15 protein-coding genes and 1 tRNA gene are annotated in these 21500 nt (G+C 60.9%); 7 read left to right on the top strand and 9 right to left on the bottom strand.

What is annotated here, in order from left to right; translation table 11 throughout:
- Positions 1-185: 185 nt before the first annotated feature.
- Together AC6GQJ_RS01675 and guaB are read right to left on the bottom strand one after the other, a co-directional pair.
- The gene (locus tag AC6GQJ_RS01675) at positions 186-1343 is read right to left on the bottom strand and encodes an RsmB/NOP family class I SAM-dependent RNA methyltransferase (RefSeq protein WP_500771135.1); all 1158 of its coding nucleotides are present in this window, start codon (positions 1341-1343) and stop codon (positions 186-188) included.
- 44 nt (positions 1344-1387) lie between these two features.
- Positions 1388-2836: an IMP dehydrogenase gene (guaB, locus tag AC6GQJ_RS01670; protein WP_500771133.1), complete on the bottom strand. Its 1449-nt coding sequence runs from the start codon at positions 2834-2836 to the stop codon at positions 1388-1390.
- Between the two features lie 180 nt (positions 2837-3016).
- Between guaB and speB the strand changes: the two genes are divergently transcribed.
- The 6 genes from speB to AC6GQJ_RS01640 all read left to right on the top strand — a co-directional run bounded on the left by speB (position 3017) and on the right by AC6GQJ_RS01640 (position 10185).
- A complete protein-coding gene (gene speB, locus AC6GQJ_RS01665; protein WP_500771131.1) occupies positions 3017-3970 on the top strand; it encodes an agmatinase in 954 nt (317 codons plus the stop codon).
- A 188-nt stretch (positions 3971-4158) separates the two neighbouring features.
- Positions 4159-6198 (top strand): ASKHA domain-containing protein, encoded by a 2040-nt coding sequence (locus AC6GQJ_RS01660; protein ID WP_500771129.1) that lies wholly within the window; start codon positions 4159-4161, stop codon positions 6196-6198.
- A gap of 127 nt (positions 6199-6325) precedes the next feature.
- Entirely contained in the window at positions 6326-7168 is an 843-nt protein-coding gene (locus tag AC6GQJ_RS01655; RefSeq protein ID WP_500771127.1) for a class I SAM-dependent methyltransferase, read from the top strand.
- Between the two features lie 57 nt (positions 7169-7225).
- Positions 7226-7299 (top strand) — tRNA-Gly (locus AC6GQJ_RS01650).
- Positions 7300-7575: 276 nt separating this feature from the next.
- The gene (locus AC6GQJ_RS01645) at positions 7576-7893 is read left to right on the top strand and encodes an excinuclease ABC subunit A (RefSeq protein ID WP_500771125.1); all 318 of its coding nucleotides are present in this window, start codon (positions 7576-7578) and stop codon (positions 7891-7893) included.
- A 390-nt stretch (positions 7894-8283) separates the two neighbouring features.
- Positions 8284-10185, top strand: coding sequence for a PhoX family protein (locus AC6GQJ_RS01640; protein WP_500774000.1), 1902 nt, complete (start codon positions 8284-8286; stop codon positions 10183-10185).
- A gap of 328 nt (positions 10186-10513) precedes the next feature.
- Here the strand turns inward: AC6GQJ_RS01640 and AC6GQJ_RS01635 are convergent, their stop codons facing one another.
- A complete protein-coding gene (locus AC6GQJ_RS01635; protein WP_500771123.1) occupies positions 10514-11080 on the bottom strand; it encodes a carboxymuconolactone decarboxylase family protein in 567 nt (188 codons plus the stop codon).
- Positions 11081-11180: 100 nt separating this feature from the next.
- On the opposite strand from AC6GQJ_RS01635, the gene AC6GQJ_RS01630 reads away from it, so the two are divergent.
- Entirely contained in the window at positions 11181-11753 is a 573-nt protein-coding gene (locus AC6GQJ_RS01630) for a TetR/AcrR family transcriptional regulator (RefSeq protein WP_500771121.1), read from the top strand.
- A 128-nt stretch (positions 11754-11881) separates the two neighbouring features.
- On the opposite strand, the gene AC6GQJ_RS01625 is transcribed toward AC6GQJ_RS01630, so the two are convergent.
- The 6 genes from AC6GQJ_RS01625 to zwf form a co-directional block, all read right to left on the bottom strand.
- Complete coding sequence (locus AC6GQJ_RS01625) at positions 11882-13501, bottom strand: long-chain-fatty-acid--CoA ligase (RefSeq protein ID WP_500771119.1); 1620 nt, start codon at positions 13499-13501, stop codon at positions 11882-11884.
- A gap of 156 nt (positions 13502-13657) precedes the next feature.
- The gene (locus AC6GQJ_RS01620; protein ID WP_500771117.1) at positions 13658-15142 is read right to left on the bottom strand and encodes a peroxidase family protein; all 1485 of its coding nucleotides are present in this window, start codon (positions 15140-15142) and stop codon (positions 13658-13660) included.
- Positions 15143-15691: 549 nt separating this feature from the next.
- Entirely contained in the window at positions 15692-17044 is a 1353-nt protein-coding gene (locus AC6GQJ_RS01615) for a PIN-like domain-containing protein (protein WP_500771115.1), read from the bottom strand.
- Between the two features lie 594 nt (positions 17045-17638).
- A complete protein-coding gene (gene pgi / locus AC6GQJ_RS01610; RefSeq protein WP_500771113.1) occupies positions 17639-19216 on the bottom strand; it encodes a glucose-6-phosphate isomerase in 1578 nt (525 codons plus the stop codon).
- Positions 19217-19221: 5 nt separating this feature from the next.
- Positions 19222-19890 carry a 6-phosphogluconolactonase gene (gene pgl / locus AC6GQJ_RS01605; RefSeq protein WP_500771111.1) on the bottom strand — a complete coding sequence of 223 codons (669 nt, stop codon included), beginning with the start codon at positions 19888-19890 and terminating at the stop codon, positions 19222-19224.
- Positions 19887-21338, bottom strand: a complete 1452-nt coding sequence (zwf, locus tag AC6GQJ_RS01600) for a glucose-6-phosphate dehydrogenase (RefSeq protein WP_500771109.1) — start codon at positions 21336-21338, stop codon at positions 19887-19889. Before zwf ends, pgl begins: the two co-directional genes overlap by 4 nt.
- Between the last annotated feature and the right edge of the window lie 162 nt (positions 21339-21500).

The following is a 21500-nucleotide window of genomic DNA, read 5'->3' as shown; positions in this document are numbered from 1 at the left end:
TGCAAAGCAACGCTGTCTGACACAAATGCCCCCGTCGTATTCGAATCGTTCACACCGTTCTGCCGCCAAAACGGTTAACCGGTGCTTAACCCGCACGGAAATGCGGGTGTCATGGACGATCCATAACACAGGACATGGCAAATCTACTAAACTTAAAGTTGAATTGGGCGCGAGCAGCGCGCGTATCAGGTGCGTTCCAATTGCGCGACAAAGAACCCGTCGCCCCACGCATCCACGCCCCAGCTTTGCGTTGCGGCCAATCGCCAGCCGGATGTGCGGGACAAGAACGCCTGGATCTGTGCGGTATTCTCGGCGGCAAGGACGGAGCACGTCGCATAGACCAACCGCCCTGCGGATGACACGTGCGCCGCTGCCTGATCCAGCACCTGCGCCTGCATTTCCAGCAATTCATCAAGGCGTTCAGGCGTCAGCGCCCACTTCGCCTCGGGCGTGCGCCGCCATGTGCCGGCACCCGAACAGGGCGCGTCGCAGAACACGAGGTCGAACTCTCCGGCGCTCGCCAACGCCTCGGGCGGACAGATCGCAATATCGTGCCCCCCGCGCGCTGCACGTGCAGGCAGATCGACCATACGCTTGGCGTTGATGTCATGAGCGGTCACGGCCCAGCCCTGCGCTGCCAAAGCCAGCGATTTGCCCCCGCCCCCTGCGCAGAAATCCAGCGCGCGGCCACGCCCTTCCAGCCCGAGGATCGCCGCCTGACTGGCCGCATCCTGAAGCTCGACCAGCCCATCAAGATAAGCGGAACTGTTGCGCAGGCGGCGCGGACCTTTGGTCACGGTTAGCGAGGTGGCGGCACGCGGATTGGCGACGGTTTCGATGCCGTCAGCCAGCAAACGCGCCTGCGCCGTCGTCACATCGGTGCGCGCTGTATTTACCCGCAATGTGACTGGTGCACGCTCTTTCAATGCCAGCGCGGTGGCCTCGGCCTGATCGCCGAGACTGGCTTCGAATGCGGTGATTAACCAGTCGGGCAAATCCCAAAGGTCGCCCTTGTCGCTTGGGGATTGCCCGCCGCCTTGTTCGTCTGGTGTCAAAGGCGCGGGCGCATGTCCGTCACCTGTGAACAAGGCATCAATGTCGGCCTCTTGCGCGCGCAAACGGCCCAGCATCCGCGCCCGCCCGTCCGTGCCGCCACCGCGCACAGCATCACTGCGCCAGTTGCGCAGCGCGTCAAAGACGTGATCGCGCACCGCCGCACGGTCGCCCGAGCCTGCAAAGCGGCTGCCGCGCGCCCAACGGGTCAAAGCCTGCTCCGCTGCCTGACCCGCGATGATCAGGTCGAGGATTTCGATCGCGGCGGAAACGCGCGCTGCGGGCGTCACGATGCGGGCTTTGTGTTGGGTTGGGCGCTTGGCTTGGTCACTGCTTATCCGATCCGGTAGTTCGGGGATTCACGGGTGATCTGAACGTCATGCACGTGGCTTTCTTTCAGACCCGCGCCGGTGATCTTCACGAAGGTGCAGTTTTTGCGCATCTCGTCCACTGTCGCACAGCCGGTATAGCCCATGGCCGCACGCAAGCCGCCGACAAGCTGGTGCACAACCGCACCGGCGGAACCCTTGTATGGCACCTGCCCTTCGATCCCTTCGGGCACCAGCTTGTCGCTGGCCGCATCCTTCTGGAAATAACGGTCGGCAGAGCCGCGCGCCATCGCCCCAAGGCTACCCATACCGCGGTAGGATTTGAAGCTGCGGCCCTGATAGAGAATAACCTCGCCCGGGGATTCATCGGTGCCTGCGATCATCGACCCGACCATGGCACAGGATGCGCCTGCCGCGATGGCCTTGGCGAAATCGCCCGAGAACTTGATGCCGCCATCGGCAATGACAGGCACCTCGCCCGCAGCGGCAGCGCAATCCATGATGGCCGTCAACTGTGGCACCCCGACGCCCGCAACCATACGCGTTGTGCAGATTGAGCCTGGGCCGATGCCGACCTTGATCGCATCGGCGCCCGCGTCGATCAGTGCGCGCGTGGCAGCGCCTGTGGCGACGTTACCGGCGACGATCTGGACCTCGTTGGACAGCCCCTTGGCGCGGCGTACCGCGTCTGCGACCCCTTCGGAGTGGCCGTGGGCAGTGTCGATCACGATCATGTCCACGCCAGCATCCACGAGCGCCTCGCACCGTTCAAACCCTGCATCCCCGACAGTCGAGGCGGCAGCGACCCGCAAGCGACCCAGATCATCCTTGCACGCGGTGGGGTTCAGAACCGCCTGTTCCGTGTCCTTCAGTGTCAGAAGGCCGGTCAGTTTGCCCTGCCCGTCGGTCACCAGCAGCTTTTCGATGCGGCGCGCCTTCATCAGGCTGATCGCTTCCTCGCGGTCGGCGGGTTCGGCCAATACGGCGAGGTTATCGTGGCTCATCATCACGGAGACGGGTGTGGCGTCATCGACGGCAAAGCGCATGTCGCGGTTGGTCACGATGCCCACAACGCGGCCTGCGTCGTCCACGACCGGGAACCCTGTTACGCGATAGCGTTCCTGCAGCGCCTTGGCGTCCGCCAGTGTCTGGTCGGGGCGCAGCGTGATCGGGTTGTAGACGATGCCGGATTCGAACCGTTTGACCCGCCGCACTTCCTGCGCCTGTGTTTCCACATCAAGGTTGCGGTGTACCACACCCATGCCGCCAGCCTGCGCCATGGCAATGGCCATCCGCGCCTCGGTCACTGTGTCCATTGCGGAACTCAGAAGCGGAATGTTCAGCGCAATCGAGCGCGTCACCCGCGTGCGCGTATCAGCCGTGGCAGGCAGCACGCTGGACGCAGCCGGAACCAGTAGAACATCATCAAAGGTAAGTGCCTCGCGAATCTCCATGGGGGTCTCCTTGGGGAGGGTTCGTTTGACGATTTCGTATGTCACGGGCATTCCAGAATGGAAAGAGGGCGCGCGCCGTTTTCGCCAAGACCACGCAGCCGTGCCGCATCCACACGCTTTTCAACCGGCCTGCGCTGCGCCAAAGATGGGCGCAGATAGTTGCATCAGGAGCGTGACCCCATGACGAACACCTATGACACGGGCCGTTTGAACCTGCCTTTTGTCGGCATCTCGACCTTTGGCAAGCGGCCCTATGTGGAGGATTGGGAGGCGCTGGATGCGGATGTGGCCATTCTGGGTGCGCCTTTTGACGCGGGCACGCAGTGGCGCTCGGGCGCGCGGTTCGGGCCACGGGCGGTGCGCGAGGCCTCGACCCTGTTCAGCTTTGGCCATGGCGGGGCCTATGATCACGAGGACGACGCCACCTATCTGCCCAACACGGTGCGGATCGTGGATATGGGCGATGCGGACATTATCCACACCGATACCGAAGGATCGCACCGCAATATCGAGGCAGGCGTGCGCGCCGCCCTTGCCGCCGGTGCCCTGCCCGTCACCATTGGCGGCGATCACTCGATCAACATCCCCTGCATCCGCGCCTTTGACGATCAGGGCGATATCCATGTGCTGCAAATCGATGCGCATCTGGATTTCGTGGACGAGCGCCACGGCGTGCGGCACGGGCACGGCAACCCGATGCGCCGCGCCGCCGAACAAGACTATGTCACCGGCCTGACGCAGGTGGGCATCCGCAATGTCAGCTCTACCGCGCGGGAAGGCTACGAGGATGCACGCGCCATGGGGTCGGACATCATCTCGGTCCGGCAGGCACGCCAGATGGGACCGCATGCAGTCATCGCCCATATTCCCGAACGGGCGCGGGTCTATGTCACCATCGACATCGACGCGTTCTGCCCGTCCATTGCGCCGGGTACTGGCACGCCGAGCCATGGTGGGTTCCTGTACTACGATGTGCTGGAAATGTTGCAGGCCGTGGCCAAGCGCCACGACATTGTCGGCATTGATCTGGTGGAGGTTGCGCCGGATTACGACCCCACGGGTAGCACCGCGATCCTTGCCGCGCAGGTATTGATGAACCTGCTGGGGTTCGTCTTTCATGCGCGGCGCGGCTGAGGCGATGGCGGCGCGGTGGTGAGGTCGAGGGGGCGTTGCCCCCGCCCTGCGGGCCCCCCAGAGTATTTTTGACGAAAAGAAGCATGGGACGTGTCGGATGGCGGTGTCGGAAGCTGCGATGTCGCAAGGTGCCTTTCCCTTTTCGGCGCAGGGCCTATGTTGGCGCAAAACCATGAAACGAGGTCTGTATGAGCGGTGATCCTTTGGTCGTCTTTACCCCGTCGGGCAAGCGGGGGCGTTTTCCGGTGGGCACGCCGATCCTGACCGCTGCGCGGCAGTTGGGGGTGGATCTTGATTCCGTCTGTGGCGGGCGCGGCATCTGTTCGAAATGCCAGATCACACCGGGTGTGGGCGAATTCCCGAAACACGGGGTCACCGTGGCCAGCGACGCCTTGTCGGAATGGAATGCGGTCGAGCAGCGCTACAAATCCAAGCGGGGTCTGAAAGAGGGCCGTCGCCTTGGCTGTCAGGCGACAGTGCAGCGCGATGTGGTGATCGACGTGCCAGCCGAAAGTCAGGTGCACAAGCAGGTGGTGCGCAAGCGCGCCGAAGCCCGCGAGATCGTGATGAACCCGTCCACCAAGCTGTTTTATGTCGAGGTGCAGGAGCCGGACATGCACGAGCCGTCGGGCGACCTCGAGCGGTTGGTGGCGGCGCTGGAGGCGGAATGGGGCATCACCAATATCCATGCCGATCTGCATATCCTACAGCAATTGCAGCCGGTGTTGCGCAAGGGCGCGTGGAAAGTGACCGCCGCCGTGCATCTGGGCGATGACGAGAACGCGCCGCGCATCATGCACCTTTGGCCGGGGTATTACGACGGGACGATCTACGGGCTGGCGGTGGACCTTGGGTCGACCACCATCGCGGGGCATCTGTGCGATCTTGTGACCGGCGAGGTCGTGGCGTCGAGCGGCATCATGAACCCGCAGATCCGCTTTGGCGAGGATCTGATGAGCCGCGTCAGCTATGGCATGATGAATTCGGGCGGTGCGGATGAAATGACCCGCGCGGTGCGCGAGGGCATGAATGCGATGATCGCCCAGATCGCCGAAGAGGGCGGCATCGACAAGGAACTGATCGTCGATGCGGTCTTTGTCTGCAATCCGGTCATGCACCATCTGTTCCTTGGCATTGATCCGTTCGAACTGGGTCAGGCGCCATTTGCGCTGGCCACCTCGAACTCCCTGCGCTTGCGGGCCGAGGATCTGGGCCTGAGCATCCACCGCTCGGCGCGGGTCTATCTGTTGCCATGTATCGCGGGCCATGTGGGTGCGGATGCGGCTGCGGTGGCACTGAGCGAGGCACCGGACAAGTCAGACGATCTGGTGCTGGTGGTCGATGTGGGCACCAATGCGGAAATCCTGCTGGGCAATCGCGAGAAGGTACTGGCCTGTTCATCCCCGACCGGACCGGCCTTTGAAGGGGCGCAGATCACATCGGGCCAACGCGCCGCGCCTGGCGCGATCGAACGGGTGGAAATCGACCCCGTGACCAAGGAACCGCGGTTCCGCATCATCGGTGTGGACGCGTGGTCGGACGAGGACGGATTTGACGCCGCCGCCGCTGGTTCCGGCATCACCGGCATTTGCGGGTCGGGCATCATCGAAGCCATTGCAGAGATGCGGCTGGCGGGGGTGCTGGATGCATCGGGCCTGATCGGCAGCGCGGCCCAGACGGGCACGACACGCTGTGTCGCTGACGGGCGCACGCATTCCTATGTGTTGCATGACGGCACAGCAACGGGCGGGCCGCTGATCACCATCACCAATCCCGACATCCGCGCCATCCAGATGGCCAAGGCGGCGCTTTATTCCGGGGCGCGGTTGCTGATGGACAAGTTCGGGGTCGAGAAAGTCGACCGCGTGGTGCTGGCCGGTGCCTTTGGCGCGCATATCTCGCCCAAGCACGCGATGGTGCTGGGGATGATCCCCGATGCGCCGCTGGACAAGGTGGTTTCCGCCGGAAACGCTGCCGGAACGGGGGCGCGCATTGCCCTGTTGAACCGCGACACACGGGCCGAGATCGAAGAGACCGTGCGGCGCATCCACAAGGTCGAAACCGCGATCGAGCCGCGCTTTCAGGAGCATTTCGTGAATGCCTCGGCCATTCCCAATTCGGTTGAACCCTTTCCGATCCTGAACACGATCGTGACCTTGCCGGAGGTGAGCTTCAACTCGGGCGGGGATGAGGGTGGCGCGGGGCGTCGCCGCCGGAGGCGCGCCTGAAAATAATATTCGCCAGAGGCGCGCCCGTACACTAGTGCGACCGGCGTGCCCGAGAACCATCGCTACGGGTGACCCTCTAAGCACCACCACCCTGCCCTAACGCCAACACAACCCGCCGGAGCTCACCATGACCAACGCAGATCAGGAAGAATTCTGGACCACGGATGCGGGCGAGAAATGGGTGGCGTTGCAGGCGCAGATGGACGCGCTGTTGCAGCCTGTGAACGATCTTGTCTTTGCGCATGCGCCGCTGGCGCAAGGGGCGCGAGTGCTGGATGTCGGCTGTGGCACGGGGGCGAGCGTGGCGCAGGCGGCGCAAATCGTAGGGCCAGATGGGCATGTGACGGGGCTTGATATCTCGGACACGATGCTGGCGCTGGCCCGTGCGCGGCTGCGCGATCATCCGAATGCCAATTGCCTTAAGGCCGATGCGCAGACCCATGCTTTTGATGCACGCAGCTTTGATGCGATGATCTCGCGCTTTGGCGTGATGTTTTTCGAGGACAGCACGCAGGCCTTTGCCAATATGACACGCGCCCTCACGCCCACCGCCACGCTGACCTTTGCCGCGTGGGGGCCTGCGCCGCAGAACCCCTATTTCATGGATGCCGCAGGGGTTGCGACGCAAATCCTTGGGCGTATGGAAAAGACCGACCGCACCCTGCCCGGCCCCTTTGCCTTTGAAGACAGTGCGCGGGTGATCCCGATGCTGGCGGCGGCGGGACTGCGAGATATTACGTGTGACCCGCACGAGGTCGGCCTGACCGCACAGGGAGATGCCCGTGAGGTCGCGCATCTGCTGACCCAGATCGGCCCCGCGGACCGCGCCTTGCGCCACTTCAACCCGAGCGCGGAAGACCGTGCGCGGCTGCTGGATGCGCTGGAGGCAAAGATGCGCCAATACGAAGGGCCGGACGGTATTGTCATTCCGGCGCTCATCAACCTCTATCAGGCGCGGATCGCGCACTAGGGCGATGCAAATCCGCTTGACGCCACGGGCGGGCGCGCCTATCCCACAAACCCAGCGGCGGGTATGGTGAAAAGGTATCACGGCAGCTTCCCAAGCTTTAGTTACGAGTTCGATTCTCGTTACCCGCTCCAGATCTTCACCACAGTTTCACCCATGTGAATACGGCGTTTGACGCGCGTTCTGGCCTTGTTTTGCGCTGATCCAGGACGGTCACTCGGGCACAATCGAGAACGTCCGCGTAGGTGTTGCAGCACGGATCCAGAACGTTCACCCAGACTAATATCACGCGCAGCCGAAGGGGTGCGCCACAGTATGCTTGGCGGAACTTCGCTGTCTCAAATGCGCGTGGCTTGGCAAAGTCTGCCAGCGCCCCAGTTCTATTGGTAGATATGATAGGAAGGTGAACCATGAACCGAATACTCAAAGGCTCTATCGCCATTTTGATCGCCATCGCGCCGGTCTCTGCGGTGGCCAATTCGAACAAGGGTTGCCCCCCGGGACTTGCGAAAAAGCAGAACGGTTGCTTGCCACCTGGCCAGGCAAAAAAGATTTATGGGCGTGGGGACATCCTGCAGGGCGATTATGTCCTGATTAGGAACCCGGATCGTTATGGGCTCGACCCGAACTCCACCTACTACCGGCTAGGTGACAACGTCTATCGGGTCGACCGAGACACCAAGGCGGTGCTTGATCTGATTGGCTCGATCGCGGCAGTGCTGAACTAGGATCAGGCCCTAGCCAGCAGGTAATGTGGGCGGCGGGGACTAGTAGGAAGACCTGCGCGTAGCTTGGTGTTCCCGCCGCCCTTGGCCAAGCAAATTAAGCGTTTATCACCCGCCGTTTTGCCGCGCAGACCGTTCGTTTTGCGGTTTCCTTCAGGCACATCGCCTCGAACATGGCAGGCTCTTGTTCGCCGTCATCCACAGCCAGATTTACCATCATTCGGGACATACACCGACAAAGGCCTTGCGCCGGTTTTGCCTTGCGGGGCCTTTGCCGCTTGGGCCAGTGTTCTTTTGCGCCCCCTGCCCGTCTGTCACAGATCCGTTGCACAGTTTCGCTATCGAGCGCGCACGCCATGACAGCGATCTGGCCCCACGTGAACGGAGAAGATGATGAAAGACCTCGAACAACACGCCATGTCCCCTGATGACTGGGACGAGCTGCATTTCCCGCGCCCCGATACCAACGGGTTTGACCACGTGGTCGAAGCGGCCATTTCGCGTCGCGGTTTTCTGAACGGGGTTGTCGCCTTCGGATCGGGCGCGGCAGTGATGGGCACGTCGATGCTGTCCGCCGATGCCGCCCGTGCGGGCCAGTCGGACCGCTTTGCCTTTGACGCGCTACCGGCGCAGACCGATGGCACCGTGCATGTGCCAGAGGGCTATTCGTGGGAGGTTCTGGTCCGCTGGGGCGACCCGCTGTTCTCGGACGCGCCCGCCTTTGATGCAGGTACAGGCGTGCCCACAGAAGGCTCTGACCGCGTCTTTGGCGAGAACACGGATGGCATGGAACTGTTCACCGTGGGCGGCCACGAGTTGCTGGTGGTGAACAGCGAATATGTGAACCCCAAGCTGAACCTTGCCCATACCGAGGATGGCATGCCCGTGTCGGCAGACGATGTGCTGCGGTTGCAGAACTTTCAGGGCGTGAGCGTGATGGAAGTGGCCGAGGGGCCGGACGGCTGGCAGGTTGTGGTCGACAGCCCGTTCAACCGCCGCATCCACCACAATACACCGATGACCATCGACGGGCCTGCGGCGGGGCATGATCTGCTCAAGACCGAGGCTGACCCGAGTGGCACCCAAAGCCTTGGCACGTTCAACAACTGCGGTTCGGGACGCACGCCTTGGGGCACGTACCTGACCTGCGAAGAGAACTTTAACGGCTATTTCGGCACCACCGAAGAGGTGACGCTGGATGACACGACAGCCAAGGGGTTCGACCGTTATGGCGTGACCACCAAGGTTGGCGAGAACCGCTATAACTACCACGGGTTCGATGCGCGCTTTGACATCTCGAAAAACCCGAACGAGCCGCATCGTGCTGGTTACATTGTAGAAATCGACCCCGCCAAGCCTGACAGCACACCGGTCAAGCACACCGCCTTGGGCCGGTTCAAACACGAGAACGCCGCCTATGCGCTGGCCAATGATGGCCGTGTGGTCGTCTATATGGGCGACGATGAACGTGGCGAGTTCATGTACAAATGGCTGAGCCGCGACAAGTTCGTGGCCGGTGGCGATACCTCGACCTTGTTGAGCGAGGGGCAGCTTTATGTGGCGAAGTTCAACGACGACATGACCGGCACATGGGTGGCCCTGACGCCAGAAGCCACAGGCATGAGCGCGCCCGAAATCGCCATTTTCAGCCGCATCGCCGCCTCTTCCGTGGGGGCCACCACCATGGACCGCCCCGAATGGGTGGCGGTGAACCCGCGAGCGGTCGAGGCCTATTGCTGCCTGACCAACAACAAGAACCGTGGCGTGAAGCCGAACGCGGGCGGAGACGACACCTCGGCCAATGCGGTGAACCCGCGCGAGGCCAACAAATACGGGCAGATCGTGCGCTGGCGCCCGATGGCGGATGACCATGGTGCGGACGGTTTCGAATGGGATCTTTACGTGATGGCGGGCAACCCGACCAATCAGGAAGGTGCCTATCAAGGGTCCGACAACGTCAACGCGGGCAACATGTTCAACTCGCCCGACGGGATGCAGTTCGACACCACCGGCATCATGTGGATCCAGACCGATGGTGATGACAGCAACGAAGGCGATTTCGAAGGCATGGGCAACAACCAGATGCTGGCGGGCGACCCTGTAACGGGTGAAATCCGCCGCTTCTTAACGGGGCCGAAAGGGGCCGAAGTCACGGGGCTTGCATGGTCGACAGACAGGCGCAGCATGTTTGTCGGCATCCAGCATCCCGACGCGCCGTTCCCCGATGGCGAAGGGGCGCTGCCGCGGTCGAGCATCGTGGTGGTCAAGCGGGACGATGGCGCGATTATCGGCTAGGACGACGGTTGGTCAGACAGGGGCGCGGTGTCACATCCGCGCCCTTTTTGCATGTGTTGGTGGTTTGGGTGAGGTTTGGGCGTTAACGCACTGGGATGCATAGGTTATTGTGGATCACAACCTGTACACCACCTGTGCACAACCTGTGCACCGCGCGGCATATAAATCGCGATTCCCGGCCCTGTTAACGGCACGCACGGCGCTTATATCGGGATTTAACGCGTGACAGAGTTGCGCAATTTTTGGGGTTTGGCTGTTTTGCCCTGAATGCCCCGCGCAGCCAAAGAAGGCGCGCTTGGCAGTTACGGCCAAGCGCGCCTGTATCCTATCAGACTTCGAGAGGTGTCTCGCTGCGTTCCCACTTCAGGGGCTGGAACACTTCGTCAACGGGCGTGACCGCAACGTGGTTCACGTAGTTGGACATCGTTTTCTGCGCGATGCCCAAGATGACATCCAGCACAGCGCGGTGGCTGTATCCGGCGGCAAAGAACGTTTCGATCTGCGCGTCCGTGGCGTTGCCGCGTTGGCGCACCATCTGGATCGTGAACGTGCGCAGCGCCTCAAGCTTGGCCGATGGCAGCGGGGTTTCATTGCGCAGGGCGTCGGTGATGTCGTCGGACACTTTCATCATCTTTGCGATCCCGGTGTGGGCCGGAACGCAGTAGTGGCATTCATGTTCGACATTGATGGACTGCCATACGACGGTGAGTTCGTCCGCGTCAAAATCCGTTTCCGTGAACAGCTTGTGCAGCACTTGATAGCCCTCATAGGCCTGCGGGCTTTCGGCCAGAACCTTGTGCAGTCCAGGCAAACGGCCAAAGGCTTTTTGCGAGTTCTCCAGCAGCGGTTTGGACGCTTCGGGCGCGGTGTCGAGGTCGTGGGATGGGAAGTTCATGTCGGTATGTCCTTTGTGGATGGCGATAGAACGCATTTAGGGTTTATTGAGCGATCACTCAAGTATATAATTGAGCAATCATTCAAGAACCGGTGATCCGATGCCACGCAAACCGAGCTATGACCGAGACGATCTGATCGAACGCGCGCGCGACCTGTTCTGGAAACGCGGCTGGGCGGGTACGTCGCTGAAGGATCTGGAGGCCGAGTTGAAGATGAAGCCGGGCAGCTTTTATGCGGCTTTCGGGTCCAAAGACGCGTTGTTCGCGCTGGCGTTGGACAAATATGCGCGCGACGGGCGGGAGCGGTTGATCGCGCTGGCCGTCGAACACGGGCCGATCAAGGCGCTACAGCTTTTTCCCGAGATGGTGGTTCAAAACGATGCCGCCCCCGCCAAGGCCTGCATGCTGTCCAAAACGCTGCTGGAACTGCATGCGCACAACAACCCCTTGGCCCGCGAGGCCAATTTGCACCTGCTGAAGATGGAGGCGCAGTTCGAGGAATTGTTCGCGCAGGCCCAAGCAGCAGGTGCCATCAAAGGCACCCATGATCCCAAGGCGCTGGCGCGCAGGTATCAGTCGGACCTTTTGGGGCTGCGGGTATCAGCCGAACGCGAGGGCGTGGATGCCAAGGCAATCGCAGCAGAGATCGCGCATGGTCTGAACATGCTGTGAAGGCAAGGGTTTAAGCGTTTCTCGCGAAGGCATTTGCGATCTGGCCGTCACTGTGACGGGACCAGACCGCATCGAACGCGCAACACGCCACATAGGGCGCGTTTGATCGCATAAGGTTATCGCGCCCCCTACCCGATCAGCACGTCGCCGAACTCCTCACGCAGGGTGCGTTTCAGCACTTTGCCGGTCGCGTTGCGTGGCAGCACGTCGGTGAAGATCACGCGGTCCGGCACCTGCCATTTGGCGATCTTGTCTTCAAAGATCGAGAGCACCTCTTCCTCGCTCGGGTTCTTGCCCGTCACGGCGACGGCGATCAGCACGGGGCGTTCGTCCCATTTTTCATGCCGTGCGCCGATCACGGCGGCGTCGGCAAGGTCGGGATGCGAGATGGCGATGTTTTCCAGATCGACCGAGGAAATCCATTCGCCGCCCGATTTAATGATGTCCTTGGACCGGTCCTTGACCGACAGATAGCCGTCAGGATCCAGCGTGGCGACGTCGCCCGTGTGGAACCAGCCATCGGTCAGCGTGTCCTCGGTGCTGGTGCGGAAATAGGCGTCGAGGATCCAGTGGCCGCGCACCATCAGATCACCTTGGGCCACCCCGTCGCGGGGCAGTTCGGTGCCATCGGCATCGACGATCTTCAACTCCACACCCCATGGCGGGCGCCCCTGATTTTCGCGCAGGCGGTGCTGTTCCTCAATCGGGAGGGCGGCATGTTTCGCCAGCGGTTGGTTTGACGATCCCAGCGGCGACATTTCGGTCATGCCCCATGCGTGGATCACCTCGACCCCGTATTGGTCGCGGAAGGCGGCGATCATCGACGGCGGACAGGCCGAGCCGCCCACCACCGTGCGCGTGAGGCTGGCGAGTTTCGAGCCGGAGGCCTTTGCCTCGTTCAGCAGGCCCAGCCAGATGGTCGGCACGCCAAGGGCTATGGTCACGCCATAGTCGTCGATCAGCTTGACGAGCGATGGCCCGTCCAGCCCCGGCCCCGGCATCACCATGGACGACCCCGATTGCGCGCAGCCATAGGGCGAGCCCCACGCGTTGACGTGGAACATGGGCACCACCGGCAGGACCACATCCATGGCCGAATAGCCGATGCAGTCGCGGGTGTTCGATGCAAAGGCGTGCAGCACGGTCGAGCGGTGCGAATACAGCACGCCCTTGGGGTTGCCCGTCGTGCCGGAGGTATAGCAGAGCGACGACGCGGTATTTTCGTCAAAGGCGGGCCATTCGAAATCGGGCGAGCCTGCGGCGACCAAATCGTCATAGAACTTGAGGCCTTCGATCTCAGCCGCGGCGGCGTCATCGCGCGGCCCCATCAGGACGATATGGGCGACGTCCGGAATTTGCGGGCGGATCGCCTTGACCAGCGGGATAAAGGTCGCGTCGATGAACAAGACGCGGTCCTGTGCATGGTTGATGATATAGACAAGCTGTTCGGGAAACAGGCGCGGGTTGATCGTGTGGCACACCAGCCCTGCGCCGGAGACGCCAAAGTAGATTTCAAGATGGCGGCGGTTGTTCCACGCGATGGTGGCGCAGCGCGCCTGTGGTTCCAGCCCGAGGCCCAGCAGCGCATCGCCAAGCGCGTGGGCATTGGCCCCAACCTGCCGCCATGATGTGGTTTCGGTGCCGCCACCGGTGTTCACCGAAAAGATTTCAGTGTCGCCGTGATAGCGCGCCGCGTGGTCGATCAACGACCCGATTGTCAGGGGAAAATTCATCATTTGGCCAAGCATCGCGCACCTCCCGAGCGTGTGTTTGAACGGGGTCGCTTGCCGGTTCGGCACCGCCCCTTTGCGCGTCACAGTGACAAGGCGCGTGCGGGCTTGCAAGCCTGATTGGCGGGGGTAAGTGGATGGTAAGGCGGATTTAAATCCGCCTTACGTAAGGTCTTAGCCGCATTGCAGCTCTTTGACATGCTTCATCTCGCTACGGTTGGCCTCGATGAAGGCGATGATACCGGCAAGGATGCTCGGCTGTCCCTTGAACCCGTGCCACGGTTTGAAGTGCGGGATGTGCAGGAAGGTCGTGGGATCACGGCGCAGCAGGTTGGCAAAGACAGAGGCGACCAAGCGGCCCCCTGCCCCTGTCAGCTTGCCATCGCCGTCCCTTTCGGCCTCTTGCAGGCAATAGAACCACAGCGGCGTCTTTTTGAACCCTTTGTCGGCCAGCACATCCGGCACCGGCACACGTTTGGTGCCCAGCTTGTCCGCCAGTTGCTGGCCGCTGGCCAGTTGGTAGGTATAGCGGTCGCGCACCATGTTGCGCAGGGCAAGGTTGCGCGATTGGTCCAGCGTCAGGGTGTGCTCGATATCCGCCAATTCGATCCGGTCGTGCACAAAGGGCAGGTTCAGCAGCGGCAGGCCCATTTTCGGCCCCACGGGGCGCGCCTTTTGCGAGGCCACAGCGCCGTTCATTGAAAAGAACATCGCATAGTCGATATTCCCGTCCTCGGATCGCGGACCAAAGCCGGGCAAGGCGAACAGACCCCGCGGTTTTGCGCCATCCGTCAGCGCATATTGGAACTGCGTCGTAGCATGGCCAAAGCGATAGCCCGCACCCGTGAACTCCACCGGCATCACCGGCGCGTCCCAGCCAAAGGGCTGTTCCTGCAGCGCCCAGTCAAGGCAGTCCTGCGTGACAAAGGCAGGCAGCAGTTCGCACCACACCATCCACTGGTAATGCAGACGGATGAAACGGCGCACTTCCTCGAAATTGGTCAGCTTGGGGCTGACGTGATCGTGCCAGACGTGTTTTTCCACGCCCATATGCGCACAGGCCTTGATGTCATCCGCCGCGTCGCCGCCTTCGACCCGCAGAGACATGAGCAGGTTGTGCAACTCGATAAAGATCGACTGCACCTGCGCAACAAGGATATTCTCGTCATTGCGGAAATCCCCGATCAGCGCCTTGCCCGCACAGGTGCGGGCCAGATCGCGGGGGTTGTCCTTGCGCCCGAACATCAGGAACTGCTCGGCCTCGCCCGCACCATAAAGGGTCGGCGACGCCTCGGGGCCCGCGCCATAGACACAGTCGAGATCAAGCGCCGGCGTGCGCACATTGGCAATGGTCGACGGATCAATCCGCGTGCCAAGCGCCGAGGTCGCATCAAGGGTGATATCGTGATCCACGAACTGACCGAAAAAGGTCATGCCCGCATCCGCAGGCCCGTCGGTGTTTTCGGTCACGCCCATGGTCTGGGACAGATCGTCGAGCGCCTGAATGACGTCCGCATGGGTGATGTTGGTCACATGGACGGGATTGGGCGGCATCACCCGCCCGAGCGTCTGGGCAAAGGGCCGCGCAGGTCCGTTGCCATGCAGACAGGTTTTCACAAGTTGGTCGAGCCGCGTCAGCCCGTGTTGAGTTCCAGCCATAATCTGGCCTCCTGTTCAAATATGATTTGCAAAAATTGGTCGGAAATCGTTACGCAAAACCGGACGGGAAAAATGCCCGCCACGGCATAAAGGATGACCGACCCCGCCCCACCGCGCAACCGCAGGTTAGGTCAGGAATTCCACCAGAACGGGGGGTTTGGGGGCGTAAATGCGGGGTTTTGATGTGTTAGTTTGTGTCAGGTGGGGAGGTTCGGGTGTTGGTCGGGGTGACGTTTGGGGGTGTGAGGTGGGCGTCTAGGGCGGAGAGCCGACGTTCGCTGCGAGTGCGAGCCAACAAAGTCTGCGCACAGAAAGCCGAAGTTCAAAAGAGGCTAAACTCAAAAAGTGGCTTGCAACACCGCAAGACGGCGACGTGACCACTTCGGACGATTCAAGTTCCTCGTAACCGCCAAGCGTTAGCTGTCATTAATGAGGTCAAAAAGACTTCTTACCGGAATTTGGGAAATGCACCCTGAAACGGATCCAAAAACTGATTTTACGCACCTATTACTCACTCTCATGAACGCAGCGCGAACACTTAGATAACCACTACTCATCAGACTCAGAGCGCGAAATCAAATTGGAAATTTCGGCGAGTCGATATTCTAGCATTTGTACGTGTTCAGTCGCCGCTATTAGGTCTTTCATTAATCTCTTTCTATTAGCGGCCGAGGATTTCCCAAGCTTTTCCCGAGCGTAATCTCGTGCCTCCAACGCCGCCGCCACCTCCATTCTCAGCTCACGAGCCTGTTCTAATAGAACGGCCGATCGGCGGCGCCCAACCTCATTGGTCCTTTCTGTAGAAATATCGTCTCCGTACCGACCAAACTTCTCAATGTCTGCCAACGATATCATATCGCTCCGATCACCATCGGCTATATGTTTGCCATGGCGTAAAGCGTTTCTGTGGTATCTCAGGGACCTTTCGCGTTCACGATGATACAGAAACCTATCGTGTTCACCCAGGTCCTCAAACTCATTTCGCCCGCGCAGACCGGCGGCGTAGCTTGCAAGAGCATTCTCGTGCTTAGCGGTCTCAGCTGCACGAACTTCGTCAATGGCTCCATCCGATATTTTCCCGCCGATGTAGCCGCTTGCAACCGCCACGAAACTGTCAGGAGTATAAAACTTCACATGCTTGCCGGTGAACCTGTTAAACTCCGCAATCAATTCGGGCCTGGGCGAGATGGTTTTTCCACTTTTCTCCAACCACCAATCTTCTTTTCGGTCATCCGTCACAAACACGACGTGCTTATCGTCGGCTTTCGCCATTTCCAAAGTCTGACGCCACAGAACGAAGTCTCCGTAAAGCCTCCGCTTATCGTCTGGAGTCTGTGGGTCTTTCACTTTAGCGGCGTCCATATAGCCGGGCGGAACTTTGCGATTGTATCGGTCTTCACCTTCCTCAAAGAGAGCCTTCATCGTGTCTTCATCGAATTCATCTCCCGACCGATCATCAAAAATCTCGGCTAATCGGTCCAGTACATCGTCTTGCGTCATACGCTGTTCGATTGTCTGACCACTTGCATCGAGCTCCTGCTCAATTTTCGTAATCGTTTCTTCTAGCTTGTTTGCGCTATCCGCTGAGATAAAAGGGTGCCCTCGCTCAGTCGAGAACTGACGCTTGATGGATGTCAGATCACGCTTCATGTCGTCGTAAGTTTTCTTCTGGTCCGCAATAACGGTTATCCGATTTCGAAAGAACTCGACACCAGCTTGATGAGGTAGCCAAACTCGGCCTTTGATCCTTTCGAATTGAGAGAACAGTGCATCTCGCGTTGTGTCCGAATACCTGTACATATTCAGAAGGGTATTTGCGTCGAAGACGAACACACCATTGGCCCAAATCTCTTTGACCTGTTCATCGTTCAGCTTAAAATAGCCCAAAAACTTTGACTTCACGCTTCACCTCATTTTCAGTGGCTATCTATCAAGCCACCGCGATCTAATCACCAGAGGCGGCTTCTTGGCAACCGTCACCGAGGCCATGTATCGACCCAGTGAATATCTGCTCATGCTACAAGGGTGTCCAATGCTCCGCCCCAGGACGGCCTTTGGCGGCGGATCGGCGACCCAGATGGCCACATCTGAGAGATTGCATGGAAGCCCGCCTGGCCGATCAATGGGCAGGGTCATGTCGTCTTGGGAATGCGATGCCGCGCGGTCTGGTCGGAATGACTTCTACAATTTAGGCCCGCTCCTGAACGCGTGAAAGGGAAGTCCGCCGTGGTGCCGGAGGTCAGATTCGTCACGCACTGCTGGTGATAACATGCCTGACGAAGCTGCCCGGGGTCGTAAATGACCGGTTTACGAAAGCTGCATCGTGGCGATAACTATCGTGGTAAATGTCCGGAGCGGGCCGAAAAGTGGTTGAACCTTTCCTCCGCCTAAATTCTTCATGCAGAAATACAAAACCACCCGAAGCGGTCCCGCCGCTTCGGGCCTCGACCCCATCCGTACCAGACCCCGCAAAGACCCTTCCCGCAGCGCGCCCCCTCAGGCGCGGTGGGTGTGCAGGTAGTTGACCAGCGCTTGGGTGGAGCCGTCTTTGCCGGTTGCGCTGGCGGTGCCTTCGATCACGGGTTGCAGGGCGGTGGCCAGTTCCTTGCCTAGTTCCACGCCCCATTGGTCATAGGAGTTGATGCCGAGGATCACGCCTTCGACAAAGACGCGGTGTTCATAGAGCGCGATGATCTGGCCCAGCGTGAACGGGTCCAGTTTGGGGTAGATCAGCGTGGTCGAGGGGCGGTTGCCCGCAAAGACGCGGTGGGCGGCCTGACGTTCCAGCTCGGGTCCTTCGAATTTGCCTGCGGCCTTGCTGCGCGCCTCGTCCAGATCGCGGCCCTTGAGCAGCGCCTCGGACTGGGCAAAGCAGTTGGCGACCAGCAGGTCGTGGTGGTGTTTCAGGTCGTCCTCGTGCCCGTTGGCGGCGACCATGAATTCGCAGGGAATGACCGAGGTGCCTTGGTGGATCAACTGGTAGAACGCGTGCTGCCCGTTGGTACCCGGCGCGCCCCAGACCACGGGGCCGCTGTCCACGGGCAAGGGGCTGCCGTCCATGCCGACCGATTTGCCGTTCGATTCCATTTCAAGCTGTTGCAGATAGGCGGGCAACTGGCCCAGCCGCTGGTCATAGGGCAGCACAGCGCGGGTGGCGTGGCCGATGACCTGACGGTGCCAGACGCCGACCAAGGCCAGCATCAGCGGCATGTTGTCGGCCCCTTCGGCAGCTTGGAAATGGCGATCCATGTCCTGCCCACCGCGCAGGAAGGCGCGAAAACCGTCCGGCCCGATGGCCAGCATGATCGACAGGCCGATCGGCCCCCAAAGCGAATAGCGCCCGCCGACCCAATCCTCGAACCCGAAAACGCGGGACGCGGGAATACCGAATTCGGCCGTCTTTTCCGCACTTGTGGACAAGGCGCAGAACTGTTCGGCAGGGTCGCCGCCATGGTCCAGCATCCACGCCCGCGCGGTGCGCGCATTGGTCATGGTTTCGATGGTGGTGAAGGTTTTGGAGGCGACAATCACCAGCGTCGTTTTGGCGTCCAGATCACGCAGGATGTCGGCAATATGCGCGCCATCGACGTTGGACACGAAGTGGCAACGCGGGCCGTCGCGATAGGGCGACAGCGCCTGTACCGCCATCGCGGGGCCAAGGTCGGAGCCGCCGATACCGATATTGACCACATCGGTGATGGCGCTGGCGCGCACCTCGTTGGCATAGTCTGACATGCGGTCCAGCGTTGCCAAAACCTCGGGCATCACATCCTGCCCGTCGACCATGATCGCGTCGCCATCAAGGTTGCGCAGCGCAGTGTGCAGCACGGCGCGGCCTTCGGTCTCGTTGATCTTCTCGCCGTTGAACATCGCGTCGCGGCGGGCGGTGACGCCTGCCTTGTCGGCCAGGTCCAGCAACATGGCGCGGGTTTCAGCGTCGATATTCGTCTTGGAATAGTCAAAGCGCATATGCTGCGTTTGTACCGCGAAATCATCCGCACGGGCGTCGTCAAACAGGTCGAGGATTTTGCGCTGCGCGACAGCGTCGGCTTTGGATTTTAGTGCGTCCCACATGTCTCTTACTCCGCCCAGTGCACTGTCATGCCGTCCATCACCGCACGGATCGGGGCGGTTTCAGGATCAAGGTTGCGCGCCGCCATCAGGGCCTCGCGCTTCTCGCTGCCATAGATCACAAGGTGCTTGGCCATCGCGTCATCCAGCGCCGGACCGGAGAAGGAAATCCGCGGCTCCTGCCCTTCGACCGAAACCGGCACGACCAACGGCGCGTCTTCGGCCAGCATGGCGGCCAGCCCCTCGGCCCCGGGGAACAGCGAGGCGGTGTGCATATCCGCGCCCATGCCCAGCAACAGCAGCGAGATCGGCATTTTATCGGCCAGCTTGTCCGACAGGTCGGGCGCTGCCTCGGCGGGGGTCAGCCCCTCGACATGGAACGGTACGAAGTGGGCTGCCGCCGCACGGTCCACGAACAGCCGCTCCTTAAGCAGTTTGGCGTTGGAGCGGTCGTGATCCTCTGGCACCCAGCGTTCGTCCGACAGCATTACATGCACCCGCGACCAGTCGAGGTCGGCGGCACACAGGCTGTCGAAAATCGGCCCCGGAGTCGTGCCACCCGGCACAACGAAGGACACGGTGTCATGGGACAAAAGCGCGTTCTTCAACTCGCCTGCCAGAACGTCCGCCAGCCCCATGGCCAGCATTTCGCGGTCAGCATATTCCTGAATGTTCATGGGGCCACCTTGCGCCAAACTCGGGTGTCACGGGCCAGAAGCTGGACCGCATCGACAGGGCCTTCGCTGCCGCTGTCATAGGTTTTGGGGACATCGCCACGGGCGTCCCAGCCGTTGATGATCGGATCGGTCCACGCCCATGCGGCTTCGACCTCGTCACCGCGCATGAACAGGGTCTGGTTGCCACGGATCACATCCATGATCAGCCGTTCATAAGCGTCGGTCTGGTCCGCGCCATCAGGGCCCAAAGCATCGGCAAAGGACATGTCCAGCGGCACGTCGATCAGGCGCATACCGCCCGGACCGGGTTCCTTGATCGTGACGCCAAGGGTCATCCCTTCGTTCGGTTGCAAGCGGATCGACAGCACATTGCGGTGGTCCTCCTGCTCGCCAAAGATGGAGTGGTTGAGCGCTTTGAACACCACGGTGATCTCGCTACTGCGCGCCTTGAGGCGTTTGCCCGTGCGCAGGTAGAACGGTGTGCCGGCCCACCGCCAGTTGCTGACGCCCAGCTTCATTGCGATGTAGCTTTCGGTGCGCGAACGCGGGTCGTTGACCTCTTCGCGGTAGCTGGGGCCTTCGGCACCGGCATCATACTGGCCGCGCACGATCTGGTGCGGCTCGACCGGATCAAGGGCGCGGATCACTTTCAGCTTTTCATCGCGCACCGCGTCGGGGTCAAACTTGCTAGGCGGTTCCATCGCGATCAGGCACAAAAGCTGCATCAGGTGGTTTTGCACCATATCGCGCATCGCACCGGACTTGTCGTAATATTCACCCCTGCCCCCGACACCGACGGTTTCCGCAACGGTGATCTGGATGTGGTCGACATACTGGCTGTTCCAGAGCGGTTCGAACAGCATGTTGCCAAAGCGCACCGCCATCAGGTTCTGCACGGTTTCCTTGCCCAGATAGTGGTCGATCCGGTAGATCTGGCTTTCGTCGAAATAGGCCGCCAGATCGCGGTTCAGCGCCTTGGCCGAAGCAAGGTCACGACCAAAGGGTTTTTCCACCACGATGCGGCTGTCGTCATCGGTCAGGCCATGCTGGTTCAGACGTTCGGCCAGATCGCCGAACAGGCTGGGCGCGACCGAGAAGTAAAAGGCATGCACCATGTCGGGGCGGATCAGCGCGGCCAGTTCGGGCCACCCGCTTTCCCCGCGCGCATCAATCGGCACATAGTGCAGACGATCGCGGAACGCGGCCAGCTGGTCCTTGTCCTCGACCTCTTCCCCGCCGAATTCGGCAATCGCCTCGGCCACAAAATCGCGATAGCCCTCGGCATCCATATCGCTGCGCGCAGCACCGATGATCTGCGCCTCGGGCGGCATTTGACCGGCACAAAAACGCCGGAACAGGCCAGGCAGAATCTTGCGGCGGGCCAGATCGCCTGTCCCCCCGAAGATCACCAGATCGAAGGGTTCGACCGGAATGACGCGCGACACCATAATCAGTGCTCCTTAAGATGTTTGCGCAAACATACCATATTCCCTGCTGACCTCAACGCATGAAACAGGGCGGCGCGCATGGTTCTGGTTGTGTGCCTATCACAAAGGCGTCAGCCCGTCATGGGGCGGGTTTTGTTATGGTGGATATCGGCTTAGCAATAG

The organism is Tateyamaria sp. 7Alg 36 (assembly GCF_059882455.1).
The sequence above is the reverse complement of the archived record's forward strand: the minus strand, read 5'-3'. Positions and strand labels throughout refer to the sequence as shown.